This window comes from Rhizobium sp. BT-226 (assembly GCF_025847085.2).
Taxonomy (GTDB): Bacteria; Pseudomonadota; Alphaproteobacteria; order Rhizobiales; family Rhizobiaceae; genus Rhizobium; species Rhizobium sophorae.
Genome location: NZ_JAOYTI010000007.1, coordinates 72,657 through 89,729, shown reverse-complemented (window position 1 = coordinate 89,729; position 17,073 = coordinate 72,657). Strand labels below are relative to the sequence as shown.

Sequence of the window (17,073 nt, the reverse complement as noted above, 5' to 3'; positions counted from 1 at the left end):
TCTACTCTTTCGCTGCGGCGACCAGGCGCCGGAAATGGGCAAGATCAGCGCGGACCTTGTCGAGCGCCTGTTCCCGGGGAACCCGGTATTGGGAATGCATCGACAGCACGCCGGCAAAGCCGGTGGCCACCAGATGCGAGACGATTTCGTTCCAGGGCACCATGCCTTCATCGAGCCCGTACCAGTCCGAATGCCAAGCGCGTTGGCCGTGGGATCCGTAGGCGCCGGGGAACCAACCGCTGTTCTTGACGCCAATGCAGCAGAACCACGGATCGAGGATATCGAGGGTCAAACGCCAGTCCTCGCTTCCCTCGCGAATGATCTGATTGGCCGGATCGGCATAGGCGCCGATCTTGGTGGGATCGCGCCCGGCCAGCAATTGCACCGCCAGCGCGCCGGAGCTGTGCAGGGTCCCGCCGTGAAGCTGGATGGTCAGCGTGACGGCGAAACGTTCGGCCAGGCGCTCGAAGCCGTCGAGATCACGCCGCGCCTCGTCGAGCTGAACCTGCCAGCGCCGCGACGGGTCGTAGCGCCAGAAGCCAAGCCGGACCTGCCCGATGCCAGCCTCGCCGCAATAGCCGAGAAGCCGGGATGTGGCATCGTCGGGCTGTGTGGAATCGATGGTCGCCATCGGGGTGCGCAGGCCCGCCGCGGCAAAGAGCTTTACCGCATTGACGATCTCCTCCGGCCTGTCAGGGGAAACGGCGTGGCCGTCGCGGACGAGAAGATCGGCGCAGTCGAACCCCAAGCCCGCAGTGATCTCGGCCGCCCTCGCGAGCGGCAGGTCCTCCAGGGTCTTGGTGAAATAGGCGATATCCATGGATCAGATCCCAGAGAGAAAGGCGCTGTTCATGAGCGGGCGATACAAAACTCGCTGCGGCGGCCGAATGCATCGCGGGCGCACACCGCATAACGCACGCCCTGTGGCGGCGACATGTGCAGGAATGCCGTCGAGATCAGCGGCGCCGTGCTGACTTTTTCAAAGGCCTTGCCGTCGGCGCTGGCTAGGACATCGTAGAAGATGGCAGGTCTGATATCGCCGGCAGCCCAGAACAGCATGCGTTCTTCCCGGCCGCCGAGACCGAGATAGCGTTCGACGACGAGGCCGGTCGGTACTGCCGGGGGCGCACCGATATCGGGAACGACAAGCACCTGCGTCAGCGACGGCAATGGCACATCGAGGTCGACGCTGATCCGGCCGTCGTCGCAGTCGACGATGCTGATCGGATGCAGCAGGGCCGGCTCCTGCGCCCGGCGCAGTTCGGCAAACTGCGCTTCGGTCGGTGCGGGCGGTGCGCCGACCGGCTCGAAGAGCCCACGCGGGTTGCTTTCGTCGCGCTGGGCCTCCCAAACCTCCATCGGATTGGTGAATTCCTCGTCGATGCGCAGCAGGCAAAGCGCGTGGCGGCCGGGAACCAAGCCGCCCACCTCGAGACGGACGGCAGTCCGGCCCGAACGGTTGATGGCATCGACGCTATGGATGAGGCTGATGGAAACACCGCCGCCCGGCAGCCGCGTCGGCAGGATCGCCAGGCCATCCTGGTCGGGCGCAAGCGGCGGTTCGGCCGTCACCTTGCAAACCGTATCGCCGAGCGTTGCCAGCAGTTCCATCGATGTCAGGCCGGGCTTCTTGATGATGTCGAAGGGCGGCGCCCTGTCGACATCCGTCACCAGCATATCCAGATTGGTCTTGTGCTCCCATTGTGCCTTGGTGAAATTGCGCGAACCGAAATAGGCAAAAATCGTGCGCTGGCTCCAGCCGCCGATAAAGGCGTGGTCATTGCTGAGGAAAGTGAAATTCGCCGCTTTCGGGGCGATGATGCGCCGGTCGTGCTGTTCGATGATGCGGGCGATGATGCCGGCGTAATAGGCTTTGCCATGCCAGCTATGGTGATCGCTCCACCCAAGCTGCGGATCGCATTCATCATTGATGATGGGCAGGCCCGCAAGGCGCGGGTGATGCTCCTTGAGGTAGTCGACGACGAGAAGCGTGCGGTCGACGATACCGTTGGTTTTCGGGGTCAGATCTTCCTTGCTGCCGTTGACGCCCTTTTCGTGGATCGAAATGTAGTCGATCCGCGGCGGGCCATCGCCGGTCAGGCAGCTCATGCCGCTGTCGCAATGGGCCATGAGGGCGCGAAAGATCGGCGACAGCGTGCGGGCGGTGCCAGGCCCGCCCATCGGCAGGCTTGGATCGATGGCATCGAGCCCCGCGACGCAGGCGTCGTAGTAGTTGGTGTAACCCTTGATCCCGTAGGTCCACCAGCCCGAGTCGGCCTCATTCGTCGTTTCGAAATACCATGTGCGCAATTCGTCCATGCCGTAGCGCGCGCCATAACGGTCGACTGTTGCCGTCACAAGATCCCGCCAGCGCCTGACCTGATCCATGTCCTCATAATCGGTGAACAGGCCCGACGGGTTGCCCATCAGCTCGAAGAACGGCTTCAGGCGGTGTTCGATCATCACGTCGAGCGCGCGGTCGAGCAGCGACCAGTCGTAGCCGGCCTCGCCCTTCGCGCTCAGCAGGTTGTAGAGATAATGCACGCGCAGGAACCGGATGCCTTCATTCGGCAGGCCGCCAATATAGGCAAGCATCTGCCGCATCTCGGGCTCGAGCAGAAGCTCGGCGGGTGAAAAGCCGGTGCCCCGCCAGAAGCGGTTGAACGGGCGCACCGCTTCACTGGCATCGACGTTTATTCGCGTACGGTCACGCATGGGTCGTCTCTCCTTGGGCGGACGTTTGGCAGTGCGCCGCAATGCCGGCGCACGAGGCCAGGAGCCGGATTATTTGAACTTGTCGCGCATCGCATCGATGCCGGGGATGGTTTTGGTCAGATGCTGATGGGCGGGATCGAAGCGCTGGATCAGCCCCCGACGATGCTTGCCGACGAGAATGGTAAAGATATAGCCCCGGTGCCCCGGCGAGGTGACCGTCGGGTGGTAACCCCGATCGACCAGGACAGTATCACCGTTGCGGGTCATGAGGATCTTCACCGGACCGTCTTCGTCATAGGTGATCTGGCTGCCGAAGCCGGTCTCGGGCTGGAAGCGGTAGTGATAGAGTTCTTCATGCCGGGTCTCGACATCGCCGTCTTCGGTATCGTGTTTGTGAGGGGGATAGCCGGACCAGCAGCCTTCGCCGGCATAGAGTTCGCTCACCAGCAGGTTGCCGCAGCGTCCGTTCTGCCGTTGGCCGAGCAGGTGGACGATCCGTCGCTGGCTGTGGGTGTCAGACGAGCCGACATTGACCGCGTCAACCTCATCGGGCGTCACTCGGAACGGGGCGTAGCGCGTGTCGCAGAGACCGCCCGCGATCGCGACTTCCGCAGGTCCGCCGTGAGCCGATATCCGGACATTGGCGCCGACCGGCACGTAAACCGAATCCGCATCGCCTTCCCAGATATCGGCTCGCCGGCCCACAGCTTCGAACAGGATACCATCCACCTCGATATCCACCTGACCCGACAGCACGACGTAGAGGCTTTCGTGCGCGGGCAGCCGCCGGATGTCCTGCTCGTTGGAGGCGAGCGTGACGAGATCGAAGTAGATGAGATCGAGCGTCGTGGAGGAGGTATCCACAATAGGACGCTGCTCGGAGCGTGGAATGAATTCGGGCATCAATTGAACTCCGGAACGGTACGGTCGGCGAAGGGATTAAGCGACAAGGATTCGGCATGATGGCAGGCCACTGCGTGCCCCTCGGCCGTGACGCTGCGTAAGCCCGGCACCTCCTGCTTGCAAAGCTCGGTGGCGTAGCGGCAGCGCGGATGAAATGCGCAGCCGGGAGGCGGATGAGCGGGATCGGCGACTTCACCCGCCAGCCGGATGCGCTGGCCGTGGCGGCGCATCCGCGGATCGGCGATCGGCACAGCCGAGAGCAGCGCTTCGGTATAGGGGTGAAGCGGGCGTGAGAAGATCTGCTCCGTCGGCGCCTTTTCGACGACCCGGCCGACATACATGACGGCGATATTGTCCGAGATGTGCCGGACGACCGAGAGATCGTGGGCGACGAAGAGATAGGTCAGGCCGAACTGCTCCTGCAGATCCTGCAGGAGGTTGATGGTTTGTGCCTGCACGCTGACATCGAGCGCCGAGACGGCCTCATCGGCGATCACCAGCCGCGGATTGGACGCCAGCGCCCGGGCGATGCCGATGCGCTGGCGTTCACCGCCGGAGAAAGCATGGGGATAGCGGTGCATGTATTCGGGCCGCAGGCCGACGCTCTGCATCAGCTCGGCGACCCGGTGCTCGAGCTCCCGGCCCTTGGCGATGCCGTTGACGCTCAGCACCTCGCCGATGATGTCGATCACCGGAAGGCGCGGATTGAGCGAGGATTGCGGATCCTGAAACACGATGCGCAGGTCGCGATGGATTTCGTCGAGGGCAGACCCCGACAAAGCCGCGAGATCGACCGTGCCGCCGCTGCGATTGCGATAGCGGACTTCGCCACTCGTCGGCTGGTAGATGCGCAGGACCGTGCGGGCAAGCGTGGACTTGCCGCAACCGGATTCCCCGACAATGCCGAGTGTTTCGCCATCCTCGACACGAAGCGAAACGCCGTCGACCGCCTTGACGTGTCCGACCACACGCCGGAATGCGCCCTTGCGAATGGGGAAATGCATCCTGAGATCGGTCAGCTCGAGCAGCGGGCTTGGTTGGGTTATGGGATCGGCCATCATTGTCTTCCTTCGTAAAGCAGACAGCTGGCGACATGCCCGTCGCCGATGGCGACGGGCTGCGGATCCTTTTGGTCGCACAGGCCCCCCCTCGCCTCTTTGCATCGGGGATGAAAGCTGCAGCCCTGGGGCCGGTTGAAACGCGAGGGCACCATGCCGTCGATGATGGCAAGCCGTTCGGTCGGTTGCCCATGCATGCGCGGCACCGATTGCAGCAGCGCCTTGGTGTAGGGATGAACAGGTGCGTGGAAGATCGTGTCGACATCGCCCGCCTCCACGACCCGGCCGACATACATGACGACGACCTCGTCGGCGATTTCGGCCACCACACCGAGATCATGGGTCACGAACAGGACCGAGAGCCCGAATTCGGCCTGCAGCGAGGCCAGCAGATCGAGGATATTGGCCTGGGTGGTCACATCGAGCGCCGTGGTCGGCTCGTCGGCGATCAAGAGCTTCGGGCGACAGGCGAGCGCGAGCGCGATGCAGACGCGCTGGCGCATGCCGCCGGAAAACTGGAAGGCGTAACTTTCCATGCGTTCGGCCGGCCGGGGAATGCCGACCAGAGCCAGGGTCTCGATCGCGTGTTCGCGCGCCTCCCTCTTTCCCATCTTCAGATGCAGGCGGATCACCTCCACCATCTGGTTGCCGATCGTATGGACGGGCGAAAGGGCGGCCATCGGCTCCTGGCTGATCAGGCCGATCTGGGCGCCGCGGATCGCTCGCATGTCGCGGCCGCGCGGATCGAGCCTCGCCAGATCGATGGCGGGTGCCGCCGGATCGGGCCTATAGCGGATCGCACCCGAGACGATGCGGCCGCCCCGCGGAACCTGGTTGAGAATCGAGCGGCCGGTAATGCTCTTGCCCGAACCGGATTCGCCGACGACGCAGACCGTCTTGCCGCGCGGGATGCTAAAGGAGACGCCGTCAACCGCCCGCACCGTGCCCGCACCGCCGAAGAAATGGGTTCTGAGGTCGTCGACCTCGATCAGCGCGTCGCGATCGGCGCTGCGCCCGCCGGCGGCGAAATGGGAGTCAGTATTCATAGGGATCTGCAGCATCGCGTAATCCATCACCGAGGAAATTGAGGGCGAGCACGGTGACGATCACCGCGAGGCCGGGAAGAAACAGCCAGGGGGCGCTCGTGACGGCGAGAATGTTCTGCGCCTCCTGAAGCAGCACGCCCCAGCTCACCACCGGCGGGCGCAGGCCGATGCCGAGGAAGGAGAGCGCGGTTTCTGCGAGGATCATCGTCGGGATGGCGAGCGTCACCGAGGCGATGATGTGGCTCATGAAGGACGGCACCATGTGCCGCCAGATGATGCGCATCTGCGAACAGCCGTCGAGACGGGCGGCGATGACGAAGTCTTCCGTCTTGAGCGACAGGAAGCGCCCGCGCACCACCCGCGCCAGGTCGGTCCAGCCGATCAGCGACAGGATGATGGTGATCCAGAGATAGACCAGGATCGGATCGGCGCTGATCGGAACGGCAGCCGCAAGGCCCATCCACAGCGGAATGGTCGGGATAGAGTTGATGAGTTCGATGGAACGCTGGATCACATCGTCCACCCAGCCGCCGTAGAGCCCCGAGATGCCGCCCAGGATGATGCCGAGGATGAGGCTGATTGCCACCCCGATCAGTCCGACGGACATCGAAACGCGCGTGCCGTGGACCGTCCGGCTGAAGACGTCGCGACCGAGCCGGTCGGCGCCGAACAGGTAGAATGGTTTGCCCATCTCGATCGGGCCGATCAGGTGCCGGTCCAGATCGAACAGACCCCAAAGCCGATAGGGTTCGCCCTTGACGAAGAAGCCGAGGGGGATGACGACGGCCGGATCGGGCACGTAATTGCGGCTGAGCGCGATCGGATCAACCTTCATCGAATAACCGTTGACGTAGAGCGGATGAAACTGCCCGGCCGCGTCGTAGCCGGCGAACCTGATCTGCTGGGGCGGCGCATAGGTGTAGCGGGAATCGTAGGTCTGCGATGAAACCGGGGCGAGAACCTCGGCAAACAGGGCGACCAGGTAGATCAAAAAGATGACGACGCCTGCCGCCAGCGCCAGCCGATGGCGACGGAAGCGCCGCCAGATGAGTTTCCACTGCCCGGCGACCGCGTCGGGATTCTGGATCAGTTCAGGTGATAGCGCGATGGCTTGATCGGTCATTGGTCTCGTCCTTCAGCCGTTGCGAATGCGTGGATCGAGCCAGGCGAGCAGCAGATCCGAAATCAGCGTGCCGATCAGCGTCAGCATGCTCATCAGCAGGATGAACGTGCCGGCCAGATACATGTCCTGGGCAAAGAGGGCGTTGAGCAGCAGTGGCCCGGTGATCGGCAGGCTGAGAACGATGGAGACCACCACCGAGCCGGAGACGAGGTGCGGCAGCACCCAGCCGACGGTCGAGATGAACGGGTTGAGCGCCACCCGCACCGGATATTTCAACAGCAGCCGGATTTCGCTTAAACCCCGGGCGCGGGCCATGTCGACATAAGGCTTGTTGAGCTCGTCGAGGAGGTTGGCGCGCATGATCCGGATCAGCGCCGCGGTGGCACCCGTGCCCAGCACGACGACCGGTATCCACATATGCGACATGAGATCGCCGAGCTTGGCCCAGCTCCAGACGGCGTTGATATAGGCAGGCGAAAACAGCCCGCCGGTACTTTGGCCGAAATACTGTGCCGAAACATACATCAGCACCAGCGCCAGCAGGAAGTTCGGGATGGCAAGGCCGAGAAAGCCAAAGAAGGTGGCGAAGTAATCTCCCACCGAATATTGCCGCACGGCCGAATAGATGCCGATCGGAAAGGCCACCGCCCATACGAAGAGCAGCGTGGTGACCGAGACCACCATCGTCAGGCCCATGCGGGCCCAGATCAGCTCGCTGACCGGCTTGTTCCAATCGAGGGACTGGCCGAAATCGCCGCGCATTAGGATGCCGCTGATCCATTTCCAGTATTGCACCGCCCAGGGCTGATCGAGCCCATAACGTTCACGCAGCCCGGCGATGACGCTGGGATCGATCGTTTCGTTCTGGGAGGCAAGACGCGCGGTCAGCGCGGTCAGGAAGTCGCCGGGCGGCAGCTGGATGATGATGAAGGTCACGACGGAAATCGCAAACATCATCGGGATCATATAAAGCAGACGTCTGATGATGAAGCCGGCCATGGTCAAGCTCCTTCAATCGGCGATCGCCGATCGGATTGGATGATTGGGACTGGGCTGGTGTCGATGGAATGGCGCCCGCGGGCGCCATTCCTGTCGGTCGCGTTCCATTATCGCTGGTAGTAGAAGGTCTCGGGCTTTGCCGGTCCCGGCGTCATGTAGAACGATGTGCTGGGAATGACTTTCGGGACATTGCGCATATTGGTCTTGACGATTCCGACGCGGTCCGGCTCCAGGTTGGTGCCGATGACGTAGAATTCGTCGCGAGTGATCGCCAGCAGTTCCCTCATCGCGGCCAACTGCTTTTCGAGCGTCGGCGCTTCCTTCACCTGCCGGTAGAGATCCATCTGCTTCTTGGCAGCGGGGCTCGGTTCTTGCGCGTTCGGATCCTTGGGATTCTGGTAATAGAGGCCCCAGGCCGTCGCGAAGCTCGACTCGTATTCGTGCGGGAAATACCATTTGGGATCGAGTAGGCCGAGGAAGTCGTAGCCACCGCCGCCAACCCATCCAAGGCCGTCATTCTCATTGTTCTGCAGGCGGGAGAAAATCAGCGAACGTTCAGCCGGGCGGGGCTGCATGTCGATGCCGACAGCCCGCCAGTAGCGCTGGATCATCTCAAGGGCGTCCACCTGGATCGGGCTTCCGGTCAAGGCGTCGATCGCAAAGGTGATCCGCTTGCCGTCCTGACCGAGACGATAACCTTCGGCGTCATGTTTGGTGAGACCGGCCTTGTCGAGATACTGATTGGCGAGATCGACATTATACTCCAGATACTGCGTCGCCATCTTCTCGTCGTAGAGCGCAGTGCCTTCACGCGGCGCTGCCTGATAAGGCTTGGCTTGTCCGGCATAGATCAGCTGGTTGAGCTCTTCGCGGTTGATGGCGTAGCTGAGGCCGATGCGGAAATCCTTGTTGGAGAAGACAGCGCGCAGCGCCGGATTCTTATGGGTCTGGTTGAGCGTGATCAGCAGGGCGTTCGACCATGCCGGCCGGGCGATGAACAGGCCGTAGCCGCCCTTCTGCTGGTTCTGCACGATCACCGTACGGGCGTCCGTCGTCTCGATGAAGCGGTTCTGCATGTCGATTTCGCCGCTGATCGCCTTCAGGATAATCGCCTGGGTATCCTGCATCACATCGATGGTGATCCGATCGAAGTAAGGCAGCTGGTTTCCTGCGGTATCCACCTTGGCATAGTATGGATTGCGTTCTCCAACGACCTGGGTGGTGCCGTTATAAGGCGCGGTCAACACCCAGGCATCGAGCGTTGGACGGCCGAGATCGCGCCAGCGGCCGGGAAAGCCGATCTTGTTGTTGAAGAGCTGAACCCAGTCGGTTGCGCCGGCTGCCTTCACCAGGACGTCGATACCGTCGGGATTGAAATCCTTATGGAATTGCTTGAGGTAATGCGCCGGTGCGGCTGCCAGAATATCGGAGCCGCGCACGGTGGCCATGTTCATCAGGAACAGGCCGTTCGGCGCGGCAAACTTGAAGACGACCTTGTCGTCGGCGAGCTTTTCGACCTTGACGGTCTCTCCGCCCGCGGTCAGCCAGCTGGGTGCGGCAGGCGTGATCTTGGTGTTGCGCAGCACGTTCTCGTTCCACCATACAAGATCGTCCGCGGTAAAGGGCTCGCCGTCCGACCAGCGTGTGCCTTCCCGCAAAGTGAACGTATATTCGGTGGCATCGGCATTGACCTCGACGCTCTTGGCGAGATCGGGGATCACCTCGGTCCATTCCGGATTCCAGCGGACCAGTCTTGTATAACCTATCGAACGCTCGATCTCACTATCGCCACCACCAAAGGTGGCCGTACGCCAGGTGCCGCCATAGCTACCGACCGATTCAAGCGGAGTGAGTACCAGCGGCTCCTTGGGCAGCCGCTTTTCGACCGGCGGCAGCTTACCGGCGTCGACGAGCGCCTTCAGTTCCGGCGACTCCTCAAAGCCGAATGCGGCACCGGCCCAGCCGGCGCCCATGAGGATCGCCGCGGCAACAGTCGAAACAACCTGCCGTCTTAAGATTCTGACGTGTTGCATTCTTTCCTCCCAATATCCCGCTCTAGGTTATCGTTAACGTACTCTCCTCTTTTGCTAACGTTATCGTTACCGTTCAGCCTTGTCAAAGAGATTCTCGACGCCGTATCCTTGCCCATATCAGCCTTGGCTTTCCCGGAAATTGTGTTAGTTATCGTTATCGTAAATTCCTGCCCATTTTTGATGAGACGATCCAGTTGAGCCGCCCCAAAGAGCCAGAATCCAAAATAACCATCGCCGATGTCGCCCGTGCTGCTGGGGTGTCGCCGATGACGGTATCGCGCGTGCTCAATGATCGCGGCGGAGCCAGCGCGGAGACCAGTCAGCGGATTATTTTGGCGGCGAGCGAACTCAATTACCGGCCCAATCCCTTTGCGCGCGGATTGCGGTCCGATCGATCGAAGGCCATCGGCCTTCTCGTTCCCGACATCACCAATCCGTTCTTTCCCGAAGTCATCAGGGGAGCCGAGGATGCCGCGAGCGCTGCCGGCTACAACCTGCTTCTGTCCAATGTCGTCGAAAACAGCAAGCGGGAGGAAGAGCTCATCGAGACGCTGCTGCGGCACCGGGTCGACGGGATCATCGTCTGCAGCCCGCGGCTGCCCGATGCCGCACTGCATAAGGCGCTTGCGCCCCACCGTGCCGTGGTGCTCATCAATCGCGAGGCGCCCAACGAGGTCGCCGGGACGATTGTCACCGATTACGAAACGGGAGCGTCGCGTGCCATCGACCATCTGGTCGAGCGCGGGCGCCGCAGTATAGCGATCATCGCCGGGCCGCGCAGTTCGTTTGGTGGCAAGGGCCGTCTTGTCGGCTTTCGCAAGACCCTGGCGGTCCACGGGCTCAAGGCACAGGGCATCGTTTATTGCGATCCGACCGCAGCGGGCGGCCAGACGGCGGCGGCGCAATTGCTGGCGGAGACACCCGGCATCGATGCCCTCGTCTGCTACAACGACCTCAATGCGATCGGCGCCATGAAGGCCTGCCGGGCTGCCGGCGTTTCGATCCCCGGGCAAATCGCCCTGATCGGTTTCGACGACATTCCGACTGCCGAACTGCTGTCTCCGGCACTCACCACCTTGCGGGTGCAGAAGCGGGAAATGGGTGAGGAAGCCGTGCGTCTGCTGCTCAGCCGCATCGCCATCAGAAACCGCCAGCACGGCATCGTCATCGTGCCCGAGCTCATTATCCGCGAAACAACCTGAACTCCCCCATCAACAGGAGGAATGTCCGATGGATATCAACAATCTGCAGTCACTGGCCCTGCCTGAGGAGAAGAAGGCCTGGTTCGTCCACGACCGCTTCGGCATGTTCGTGCACTGGGGGCTTTATGCGTTGCCGGCACGCCATGAATGGGTCAAGAGCCGCGAAGAACTGAACGACGCCGACTACCAGAAATATTTCGATCATTTCGATCCCGATCTCTACGACCCCAGTGAATGGGCCAGACGCGCAAAGGCTGCCGGCATGAAATATGTCGTGCTGACGACCAAACACCATGAAGGCTTCTGCCTCTGGGATACCAAGGCCACCGACTTCAAGGTGACCAACACGCCTTATGGGCGGGATCTGCTAGGCCCATTCGTCGACGCCTTCCGCGCCGAGGGCCTGAGGATAGGATTCTACTATTCACTGATCGACTGGCATCATCCGGACTTCACGGTCGATCCGCGCCACCCGCAGCGCAATCATCCCGATGCGCTGAAAATCAACGAAGGCCGGGACATGCAGCGTTACGCCGCCTTCATGCGTGAGCAGGTCCGCGAGTTGCTAACAGACTTCGGCCAGATCGACATCATGTGGTTCGATTTCAGCTATCCGCAATGGAAGCTTGGGGAGCTGGTCGGAAAGGGCCATCAGGATTGGGAAAGCGAGAAACTCGTGCGCCTGGTGCGTGAACTCGCCCCCGATATCATCATCAACAACCGGCTCGATCTCGCCGGCCTGCAGCCCGACATCGTCACGCCGGAGCAATATATGCCGCGCGCCCGGCCGCTCCGCGATGGCAGGCGAGTCGTCTGGGAAGCGTGCCATACGCTCAGCGGTTCCTGGGGCTATCACCGCGACGAGGACACCTGGAAGAGCACGGAACAACTGGTGCAGATGCTGGTCGGCACCGTTGCCATGGGCGGCAATCTGCTGATGAATGTCGGGCCGACGGCGCGCGGCACGCTCGACCACCGCGCGATTGCAGCCCTTGCCGCTTACGAGGAGTGGATGACACTGCACGAGCGCAGCATCGTCGGCTGCACCCAGTCCGACTTCGCCGCGCCGGCCGACTGCCGCCTGACCCAGAATGGCGATCGCCTCTATATCCACCTCTTCAACTGGCCCTATCGCCATCTGCATTTCGATGCGCTGGCAGGAAAAGTCGTATACGCGCAGTTCCTGCATGATGGCAGCGAGGTCACCTGGCTACGCCCGTCCTCCAATACCTTGTGGGCGAACACTCAGTTCCCCGTCGGTGAAGATCAAATGACATTCGTCCTACCGGTGCGCCGGCCTCAGATCGTGGTCCCGGTCATCGAAGTTAAGCTCAAGGCGGGAAGCACCTCCGGCGTTCAGGATTAAAGGGCGGCGGATGATTGCGCAGTTGAGATAGATTGCCTGAGCGGGCATATGTGCGCTCAGATAAACGGCTCCGTCGGCCCCGCCATACACCGACAGTGGCTCAAGGATTGGCTTCGGTGGTCTCCACGAAGAGCTGGTTGAGTTGTTTCATCTCGAGCGCATGGGCGCGCTTTCTGAGGGCGGCTGCCTGTTTGAGTGTTGCAAGATTGTCTGTTGTCTCGATGAGGTGAGCATCGGCGACGAGCATCTCCGCTTCAATCCTTCCCTGCTCTCTCAATTGCCAGACATCCCTGACGCGAAATTGAACCATTATCACGCCGAAAAGTGCCACGAGCGCGGAAGCGGCCATTGGCAGCCAATTGGGGACAACCGGGCCATAGGCGGAAAACAACGATGAGAGACCGCTCAAAACGATGATCCCCAATGTGAGAAAATTCCAGAGATATTGATTGACCTTGGAGGAGCGCGCATAGCCATTTCGATGTATTCGAAGGTCACGCAAAGCCTGCCTTTTGATCTCGGCTGCGTCCGAGGGAAGCATGCTTTCGGCCGTCTCCTGCTCGATCTCCCGCCTTGCCGCCAAAACCACGTTGATGACGGCGATAGTGATCCCGAAGGTAATCATGAACCAGGCGATGTAGCGCAAAGGGACGTCATCGAGAATGACGTTTGACAAAAACTCAGGTTGAAAAAATTCAATTAAAGCACCAATCGATATCAAGAATATAGACAGGGCAACCACTGCTATCGAAAGCATCGCCGCTATATTTCTATATCTGCCAGTCAGTGTCATTTTCTGCAGTTGAGCGCGGTCATTCCCCTCCTTTCTGAACAAATCCATCATCCTATCCTCGAGACTATAGGGTTAACCATAGTCAACCTTTTACCACGTCAGAAAGCAAGTAACGTTTGCGAGGTAATACTTTACGGACCGAATTACCGGCTACCCTGGCCAATGTGCGGGCCGGGGCAGCCTCCGCCTCTTCAATCCGGTCGCTTCAGGCTATGCTGATCGCCAGCGGCCAGGTCGAGATCGCGGGCAATATATTCCTGTATCTGTCGGACGATCTGCGCGGCGTGAGCGTTCGTCAGCCGGTCGGCCTGCTCGGCGCCTTGATCGCGGCGATGATCTCCTCATGCTCGTCCAGCCTGACAGTAGTTGAAAACCGACGCTGTCTGAGCGGGCAGGAGATCGGGCCTGCTCAGGAGAATGGCTCGGTCGGTCCCGCCGCCGGATTGGTCAGCCAGCATGGTCCCTCGGCGGTCATGTACATATGATCTTCGAGCCGGATCCCGAATTTCCCGGGGAAGACGATCATCGGTTCGTTGGAAAAACACATGCCGGCGGCAAGCGGCGTGTCGTTGCGGCGAACGATGTAGGGTTCCTCGTGGATCTCGAGCCCGAGGCCATGACCGGCGCGATGCGGCAAACCTGGCAGGCGATAGTCGGGGCCGAGGGAGTGTTTGGCAAGCACCTTGCGGGCCGCATCGTCGAGACTCGCGCAGGCGGCGCCGATCCGGGCTACGTCGAAGACGGCCTGCTGTGCCTCGCGCTCGATCCACCAGGCCCGTTCGAACGCGCTTTCGCCGCCCTCCAACATATAGGTCCTGGTGATATCGGAATGATAACCGTCGATCCGGCAGCCGGTATCGATGAGAATGACGTCGTCGCGACCAAGGACCTGATCGCCGTCGGCGCCATGCGGAAGCGAGGTCGCGGCGCCGAAGGAGACGATGCAGAATGTCGAGCCGGCATCGGCCCCGGCCTGGCGATGCTGCCGGTCAATGAAATTGACCACCTCGGATGATTTGATACCCGGCTTCAAAAGCCCGTGCACTTGCCTGTGGACGTCAAGCGTCAGGTCCATCGCATACTGAATGAGGGCAATCTCCGCGGCCGATTTGATCCGACGCAGGTCGCGGATCAGCCGCCCGCCATCGGCAAACCTTGCCACGCCCATCTCCGCTGCCAATGCATGATAGAAGAAAAGCGGCAAACCATCGTCGAGGCCAAGTCTGCCGCCCTGGGCAACAAGGCGGGCGATGAGAGCGGCGCTGCTCTCCTCCTCTTCCCAGGCCAGGATTTCGCCCGGCAGATGCGGCAGCGTTTCGACACGGCTGCGCTCGAACCCCGGAACGATATAGGAAATGGTCGTGGGCGTGACGAGCGCGCCGAGGAACCTTTCGCTCTGATGCCAGACGAGCCCGGTGAAGTAACGCAGGCTTTCGGTCGGCCCAAGAAGCAGGCCGACCAGCCCTTCGGCGTCGATCACTTGCCGAAGCCTGGCGAGGCGGGTCTGCCGTTCGTCCTCAGTGATGCGGGGTACGGGGTGCTGCCATGACATGTTGTTTTCCTGCTTTTCCTGCGCTTCCGGATCGATGAAGCCCTGGCCTTGCAGCCAGGATCTTGAACCGACACTAATGCCGCTGTAGGCAATATGTCGACATGAAAAATGAGGTTATGGCGATGGCAGTGGAATACACCATACCGGGCATCCTGATACGCGATCACATGGTCGACGTTCCCCTTGATTGGTCCAAGCCGGAGGGGGAGACGATCCGGATTTTCGCACGTGAAGTGTGCGATCCCGCCCGCCGTCGCGAAACACTGCCGTTGCTGGCTTTCCTTCAAGGCGGTCCTGGCGGAAAATCGCCGCGGCCGAGCAACGGCGGGCCGCCATGGCTTGCCGAAGCCCTGAAGACGCACCGCGTTATCCTGATCGACCAGCGCGGCACCGGGCGCAGCAGCCGGATCGAAAGTGCGACGATGGAGCGTTTTGCGGACGGCAGGGCCGCAGCCGACTATCTCACCCTCTTTCGCGCCGACAGCATCGTTGCCGATTGCGAACATCTGCGGAAAACCGTCTTCGGCGGCGGGCGCTGGCAGACGCTCGGCCAGAGCTATGGCGGCTTCCTGACCCTTACCTATCTCTCGAAGGCGCCGGAGGGACTTTCCGCCTGTTATGTCACCGGCGGCCTTGCCGGCCTTGGGGCGACGGCCGATGATGTCTATCGGCGCACCTACCCGCGCGTCACCGAAAAGAACACCGCCTATTACCGCCGCTACCCCGGGGATGCCGAGCGCATCGGCCGGATTGCCGACTATATCGAGACCAATGAGGTGCGGTTGCCCGATGGCGATCGCCTCTCCGTTCGCCGCTTTCAGACTATCGGCATCGATTTCGGTATGGCGCCGGGCTACGAGAACATCCACTGGTTGATCGATGAGGCTTTCTCCGGTCCCAATGAAGACCGTCTCTCCGATCGCTTCCTCGCGTCGGTGATGTCCCTGACCTCCTATGACGACAATCCGCTCTTCGCCGTTCTGCAGGAAAGCATCTATGGCCAGGCCGGGACGCCGACTGCCTGGGCGGCCGAACGCATCCGCGCCGAGCATCCAGCCTTTGCCGGCGACCGGCGGCCGCTGTTGTTGACGGGGGAGATGATGTATCCCTGGATGTTCGAAGAAATTCGCTCGCTCAGGGCCTTCAGGGCGGGTGTCGAGGCGCTGGCCACGCATGAGCGGTACCTGCCGCTCTATGCCCCGGCACGTCTCGCTGCAAACGAGGTGCCGGTCGCCGCCGTCATCTATCATGACGACATGTATGTGGATGCCGGGCTTTCACTCGAAACAGCGCGCCACGTCGCCAACGTGCAGGCATGGGTGACCAACGAATTCGAGCACGACGGTGTTCGCCAATCGGCGGCTGTCCTGCGCAGGCTGATGACCTTGGTCAGGGAACAGGGCGGCCCCCTCGCCTCCTGAGGCTCGAATGGTTCATTGCTCTCGTCGCATCAGGACATGCTGATCGCTACCGGCCGGTCCAGATCGCGGGCGATATATTCCTGGATCTGGCGAACGATCTGCCCGGCATGGGCGATCGCCAGGCGGTCCGCCCGCTCGACGTCACCGGCCTCAATCGCGGCGATGATCTCCTCATGTTCGTCGACATACTGGCGCGGCAGGCGGTCGTCGAATGTCGAGTAGTAAAGGCGCAGGATGCGGCGGCCTTCGTCGAGCAGCCTGGCGAAGAAGGCCGTGTAATAGGAATTGCCGGCAAGTTCGGCAATCGCGACGTGAAATTCGCGGTTAGCCTCGATCATCGCATAGGCATCGCGCGCCGCAACGGCTTCGGCGAAGTCCTTCTGATGCCGGCGGACGGTCTTCATGATCTCGCCGTTTCGCCGTTGCGCCGCGCCGCGGGTCGTCACCCGGTACATCAGCGTCAGCGCTTCGAAATAGGTGGGCAGGCTTGCGAAATCGATCGTCGCGACGATCGTGTTCCTGTTCGGCAGCGTCGTGACGAGCCCGTCGGCGGCGAGCCGCAACAGCGCCTCACGAATGGGAGTCCGCGACATCCGGAAACGCTCCGACAGCCGCACTTCGTCGAGCGGACTGCCGGGTTCCAGCGCCATCGAAAGGATTTCCTGCCTGAGCGTCACATAGACGCTCTGCGTGCCAGAGCCGCGCACCCGCACATTTTCCGCGTCGTTCCGCATCCGTCTGCCCCTCTTTCGTTAGAGCCTTGTATTTCGTTTCGGCCGATTCTCGCAATGTCGGTCTTCGGGGTTCAAATTTGTAAGATCTCATCATTGAATCTTGTCGACAGTTTGTATATAAGGCAACC

Annotated in this window: 14 protein-coding genes; 3 read left to right on the top strand and 11 right to left on the bottom strand. The window is 61.5% G+C overall.

Going from position 1 to position 17,073, the window contains the following annotated elements; translation table 11 throughout:
• Position 1: 1 nt before the first annotated feature.
• From OIU37_RS31390 to OIU37_RS31355, 8 genes are all read right to left on the bottom strand, one after another.
• A complete protein-coding gene (locus tag OIU37_RS31390) occupies positions 2–820 on the bottom strand; it encodes a sugar phosphate isomerase/epimerase (protein ID WP_264259755.1) in 819 nt (272 codons plus the stop codon).
• 29 nt (positions 821–849) lie between these two features.
• Positions 850–2,715, bottom strand: coding sequence for a glycosyl hydrolase (locus OIU37_RS31385; protein ID WP_264259754.1), 1,866 nt, complete (start codon positions 2,713–2,715; stop codon positions 850–852).
• A gap of 69 nt (positions 2,716–2,784) precedes the next feature.
• On the bottom strand, positions 2,785–3,618 hold the full coding sequence (locus OIU37_RS31380) for a 5-deoxy-glucuronate isomerase (protein WP_264259753.1): 834 nt from the start codon (positions 3,616–3,618) through the stop codon (positions 2,785–2,787).
• Positions 3,618–4,676: an ABC transporter ATP-binding protein gene (locus OIU37_RS31375; protein ID WP_264259752.1), complete on the bottom strand. Its 1,059-nt coding sequence runs from the start codon at positions 4,674–4,676 to the stop codon at positions 3,618–3,620. Before OIU37_RS31375 ends, OIU37_RS31380 begins: the two co-directional genes overlap by 1 nt.
• Positions 4,676–5,722: an ABC transporter ATP-binding protein gene (locus OIU37_RS31370; RefSeq protein WP_264259751.1), complete on the bottom strand. Its 1,047-nt coding sequence runs from the start codon at positions 5,720–5,722 to the stop codon at positions 4,676–4,678. Before OIU37_RS31370 ends, OIU37_RS31375 begins: the two co-directional genes overlap by 1 nt.
• The gene (locus OIU37_RS31365) at positions 5,712–6,845 is read right to left on the bottom strand and encodes an ABC transporter permease (protein ID WP_264259750.1); all 1,134 of its coding nucleotides are present in this window, start codon (positions 6,843–6,845) and stop codon (positions 5,712–5,714) included. The genes OIU37_RS31370 and OIU37_RS31365 overlap by 11 nt, the downstream gene beginning before the upstream one ends.
• Positions 6,846–6,857: 12 nt before the next feature.
• Entirely contained in the window at positions 6,858–7,844 is a 987-nt protein-coding gene (locus OIU37_RS31360; RefSeq protein WP_264259749.1) for an ABC transporter permease, read from the bottom strand.
• 107 nt (positions 7,845–7,951) lie between these two features.
• A complete protein-coding gene (locus tag OIU37_RS31355) occupies positions 7,952–9,877 on the bottom strand; it encodes an ABC transporter substrate-binding protein (RefSeq protein ID WP_264259748.1) in 1,926 nt (641 codons plus the stop codon).
• A 194-nt stretch (positions 9,878–10,071) separates the two neighbouring features.
• On the opposite strand from OIU37_RS31355, the gene OIU37_RS31350 reads away from it, so the two are divergent.
• Both OIU37_RS31350 and OIU37_RS31345 read left to right on the top strand, forming a co-directional pair.
• Complete coding sequence (locus tag OIU37_RS31350; protein WP_264259747.1) at positions 10,072–11,079, top strand: LacI family DNA-binding transcriptional regulator; 1,008 nt, start codon at positions 10,072–10,074, stop codon at positions 11,077–11,079.
• A gap of 28 nt (positions 11,080–11,107) precedes the next feature.
• Entirely contained in the window at positions 11,108–12,445 is a 1,338-nt protein-coding gene (locus tag OIU37_RS31345) for an alpha-L-fucosidase (RefSeq protein ID WP_264259746.1), read from the top strand.
• A gap of 100 nt (positions 12,446–12,545) precedes the next feature.
• On the opposite strand, the gene OIU37_RS31340 is transcribed toward OIU37_RS31345, so the two are convergent.
• Both OIU37_RS31340 and OIU37_RS31335 read right to left on the bottom strand, forming a co-directional pair.
• Positions 12,546–13,286 carry a hypothetical protein gene (locus OIU37_RS31340; protein WP_168311859.1) on the bottom strand — a complete coding sequence of 247 codons (741 nt, stop codon included), beginning with the start codon at positions 13,284–13,286 and terminating at the stop codon, positions 12,546–12,548.
• Between the two features lie 361 nt (positions 13,287–13,647).
• Positions 13,648–14,790, bottom strand: coding sequence for a Xaa-Pro peptidase family protein (locus tag OIU37_RS31335; protein WP_264259745.1), 1,143 nt, complete (start codon positions 14,788–14,790; stop codon positions 13,648–13,650).
• Between the two features lie 122 nt (positions 14,791–14,912).
• Here OIU37_RS31335 and OIU37_RS31330 point away from each other — a divergent pair, with 122 nt between their 5' ends.
• Positions 14,913–16,211 carry an alpha/beta hydrolase gene (locus tag OIU37_RS31330; RefSeq protein WP_264259851.1) on the top strand — a complete coding sequence of 433 codons (1,299 nt, stop codon included), beginning with the start codon at positions 14,913–14,915 and terminating at the stop codon, positions 16,209–16,211.
• Between the two features lie 29 nt (positions 16,212–16,240).
• Here OIU37_RS31330 and OIU37_RS31325 read toward each other — a convergent pair whose 3' ends face one another.
• Positions 16,241–16,945 (bottom strand): GntR family transcriptional regulator, encoded by a 705-nt coding sequence (locus tag OIU37_RS31325; protein WP_017968568.1) that lies wholly within the window; start codon positions 16,943–16,945, stop codon positions 16,241–16,243.
• Positions 16,946–17,073: the final 128 nt, after the last annotated feature.

What these genes read in the sequence shown, in the direction of transcription:
- OIU37_RS31390 (WP_264259755.1), bottom strand. Translation starts at nt 820, where the DNA reads ATGGATATCGCCTATTTCACCAAGACCCTGGAGGACCTGCCGCTCGCG.
- OIU37_RS31375 (WP_264259752.1), bottom strand. Translation starts at nt 4,676, where the DNA reads ATGGCCGATCCCATAACCCAACCAAGCCCGCTGCTCGAGCTGACCGAT.
- OIU37_RS31385 (WP_264259754.1), bottom strand. Translation starts at nt 2,715, where the DNA reads ATGCGTGACCGTACGCGAATAAACGTCGATGCCAGTGAAGCGGTGCGC.
- OIU37_RS31355 (WP_264259748.1), bottom strand. Translation starts at nt 9,877, where the DNA reads ATGCAACACGTCAGAATCTTAAGACGGCAGGTTGTTTCGACTGTTGCC.
- OIU37_RS31365 (WP_264259750.1), bottom strand. Translation starts at nt 6,845, where the DNA reads ATGACCGATCAAGCCATCGCGCTATCACCTGAACTGATCCAGAATCCC.
- OIU37_RS31360 (WP_264259749.1), bottom strand. Translation starts at nt 7,844, where the DNA reads ATGGCCGGCTTCATCATCAGACGTCTGCTTTATATGATCCCGATGATG.
- OIU37_RS31370 (WP_264259751.1), bottom strand. Translation starts at nt 5,722, where the DNA reads ATGAATACTGACTCCCATTTCGCCGCCGGCGGGCGCAGCGCCGATCGC.
- OIU37_RS31325 (WP_017968568.1), bottom strand. Translation starts at nt 16,945, where the DNA reads ATGCGGAACGACGCGGAAAATGTGCGGGTGCGCGGCTCTGGCACGCAG.
- OIU37_RS31330 (WP_264259851.1), top strand. Translation starts at nt 14,913, where the DNA reads ATGGCAGTGGAATACACCATACCGGGCATCCTGATACGCGATCACATG.
- OIU37_RS31335 (WP_264259745.1), bottom strand. Translation starts at nt 14,790, where the DNA reads ATGTCATGGCAGCACCCCGTACCCCGCATCACTGAGGACGAACGGCAG.
- OIU37_RS31345 (WP_264259746.1), top strand. Translation starts at nt 11,108, where the DNA reads ATGGATATCAACAATCTGCAGTCACTGGCCCTGCCTGAGGAGAAGAAG.
- OIU37_RS31380 (WP_264259753.1), bottom strand. Translation starts at nt 3,618, where the DNA reads ATGCCCGAATTCATTCCACGCTCCGAGCAGCGTCCTATTGTGGATACC.
- OIU37_RS31340 (WP_168311859.1), bottom strand. Translation starts at nt 13,286, where the DNA reads ATGGATTTGTTCAGAAAGGAGGGGAATGACCGCGCTCAACTGCAGAAA.